We start from the raw sequence: 3,188 nt of genomic DNA, 5'->3' as shown, positions 1-3,188 counted from the left end.
ATGTAGTACTACATTAACTATCACTAGGAGTAGGTTGTGCAACATTATCACTACTACTAGTAGGATTATTTTCACTACTACTTGGTGTTGAAGCTTTATGAGTATTTGCTTGTTTATCTATTGAGTTTTTAGACTGAACATTTGTTTCTATATTGTTTTTTTGTGAATTATCTACATTACTTGAGTTATAACTAGAATTATTATCACTAGTTGAAATATTGTTTGTTGAATTATTTTCATTAAAACTAAAATTCAATAATCCATTACTAATTATTAGTAAACCTACTAAAATAATCCCTACAATTATTACTATGGTTTTGTTATTTCTCATATTCAATACTTTTATGAAAAAAAGTATAAATATATTAAGATTAATTTTTTTATTTGGATAAAACTATTTTAAATCAAGTTAAAAAAAAGTTAAATAAGTGAAAGTTATTCAATATCAATAATTTCACTTTCATTTATTTCATAATTTTTAGATGTTGCACTATCTAGACCTATAAGCATTGTAGAACCATTATGTAATACTGATGTTGCAGATGGGGATATAACTCCACTAAGACCTAATGCCATGAATGTTGTATTCAATAGAAGTATTAATTTATAATTTCTATGTATTAAATCAAGCATTTGTTGGCTTAATAATCTAATAGTTATTAGATCATTTAATGAAGGTCGAAGTAAGGTAATATCTGCTACTTCTCTAGCAAGATCAGATGAATCTTTCATTGCTACAGATACATCAGCTGCAGATAATGCTGGTGAATCATTAATACCATCTCCCACCATTATTACTTTCTTGCCTTTTTCTTTTATTTCTTCTACAATACTTGCTTTATCTTCAGGTAGTACCTGAGATCTATAATGATTTATTCCTAATAATTTAGCAGTTGTTGCTGCGGCATTTTCAGAATCTCCTGTAAGCATTACAATATCCTTAATTCCTAAACTTCTAAGTTTATTAAGCACTACTTTTGCTTCATCACGTGGAGGATCATATATACATATAATTCCTTCAAGTACTCTGTCTATAGCAAAGTATATTACAGAATATTTATCAACATTTTCAGATATAATATCTTCTTTTTCCTTTGTAATTTTTACATTTTCATCTTCAAGTACAAAGTGTTGACTACCTAATACGGCACGTTTTCCATCTAATGTGGTTGCAATTCCATGAGCTACAATATATTCTACTTCAGAGTGTAATTCTTCTCCATGATTTAGGCCAAGTTCTTTAGCTTTATTTACAATAGCAGTAGCTACACTATGAGGGAAATGTTCTTCAATACATGCTGCTTGTCTGAGTAATTCTTCATCAGATAATGCACCAAGAGATACAACTTTAGCAACTTCTGGGCATGACTTAGTTAATGTTCCAGTTTTATCAAATATTATTGTATCTGCTGTTGCATAAGCTTCAAGATATCTTCCACCTTTAACAACAACTTCTCTTTCTGAAGCTTCTCTCATTGCTGATATGATAGATATTGGTGTTGCAAGTTTAATTGCACATGAATAATCTACAGTTAGTGCTGCAATAGCTTTTATTGTACTTCCAGTTATAATATATGTTAATAGTGTTATTGCAAAATTCCATGGAACTATTGAATCTGCTAATTTTTCAGCTTTACTTTGGATTCCTGCCTTGAGTTTATCAGAACTTTCAATTAAATCAATGATTTGATTTATTCTAGTTGATTCATTTATTGCTTCAACTTCAACAGTTATTGAACCATTTTCAACAATTGTTCCTGCAAATACTGCTTTTCCAACATTTTTAGATACTGGTAATGATTCACCAGTCATTGTTGCTTCGTTAATTTCAGCATTTCCTTTTATAATAACACCATCTGCAGGTATGATTGTACCTGTTCTTACAATAACTTTGTCTTTTTCTTTAAGTTGTGTAAATGGTATTTGTACTTCTTCATTTGTTTCAGTTTCAATCCATACTTTATTTATATTTAACATTAAACTGTTTTCAAGTGAGTGTTTTGTTTTTTCTATTGTGTATTCTTCAAGTATTTCTGATAATCCGAGTAAAAATACAATAGATCCTGCTGGTCCAAACATTCCTTGACTTAATGTTACAGCAAGGGATGTTGCATCTAATAAATCTACATCTATTCTCATATGTATTAAACTATCAATACCTTTAACTATGTATGGTATAGATTCATAAACAATCTTAATAATATTAAGTGGTGTTGGTAAAAAGAGTTGTGCTGCATATCTACCAACTATTTTTTTAAGTATTTTATTAATGTAATGATTATTAGTTTCTCTTGATAGTTCTTCAGTTGTTGGTTCAGCTTCATATAAGTCTGATTTTTTTAAGTTTGCTAAATATTTAAATACTCTGTTTTTATTACCAGAGTATTTTATATGAATACTACCATTGGTAGATGAAACTTTAACAGTTTTGATACCTTTTTTTTGGGAAAGTAATTGGGATAATCCATATCCTTCACTGGTTGTGAATGCAGCTCTTCCTGCACGAACACGTATTATGTCCTTGTTGTTATCATAAACTATTTTAAATTTCATGTTACTTCCTTCAATTTAGTATAATCATTAAAAAAAGATTAAGGGGTTTATAAAATAAAAAATTTTATTCTGCTTCGTCTTCTTCATCTTTTTCTTCTTCATCTTCTGGTCCGTAGATTTCAATTTTTTGTTTTTCTTGAGCTTCTGCATGAATGTCTTCTGCATCTTCTTTAATGTTTTCTACTTTTTCTTCTACTGAATCTTTTAAATTTAGTATTCCTGCTGTAGCAGATACTGCTGCATTGTGTGCTATTTCTGTTTCTAAGATTTTACCAATAGCTACTGTTGCTATTGCTCCCCCAATGAAATATTTTACTTTTTCTTGTTTTAGAAAATCTCTTGTTCTATCTACATATCCTCTTTGTTGTCTTGCCATTATATCACCTTTTTTAATTTTAATAGAATATAAAATTAATTCCTTTAAGAAGTTTTATTTAAATTTTATTAATCAAATATGATTATTTAAATATTCTATAGTAGAATTTATATTCTATTTCTTATATAAATATGAGTATTTTTAGGTTTTATAAAAAAATATTTAAGTAAGACTAAATTCAATGTATATATTTATTTTATATGAGAAAAAAAAGATAATTATTTAAAATTATACTCTTTATATTATAAAATAATTAATT

3 protein-coding genes are annotated in these 3,188 nt (G+C 27.7%); all 3 read right to left on the bottom strand.

Features of this window, described 5'->3' with window-relative positions; all coding sequences use genetic code 11:
* Window positions 1-13 precede the first annotated feature (13 nt).
* Window positions 14-331, bottom strand: coding sequence for a hypothetical protein (locus A9758_RS02915; protein ID WP_011406415.1), 318 nt, complete (start codon window positions 329-331; stop codon window positions 14-16).
* Window positions 332-435: 104 nt separating this feature from the next.
* Window positions 436-2,553 (bottom strand): heavy metal translocating P-type ATPase, encoded by a 2,118-nt coding sequence (locus tag A9758_RS02910; protein WP_011406414.1) that lies wholly within the window; start codon window positions 2,551-2,553, stop codon window positions 436-438.
* 64 nt (window positions 2,554-2,617) lie between these two features.
* A complete protein-coding gene (locus A9758_RS02905) occupies window positions 2,618-2,929 on the bottom strand; it encodes a DUF6110 family protein (RefSeq protein ID WP_011406413.1) in 312 nt (103 codons plus the stop codon).
* Window positions 2,930-3,188 lie beyond the last annotated feature (259 nt).

The sequence above is a fragment of the Methanosphaera sp. A6 genome (assembly GCF_001729395.1).
GTDB classification, from domain to species: Archaea; Methanobacteriota; Methanobacteria; order Methanobacteriales; family Methanobacteriaceae; genus Methanosphaera; species Methanosphaera stadtmanae.
Note: the sequence above shows the minus strand (reverse complement) of the source record. Positions and strands in the feature narration are given on the sequence as shown.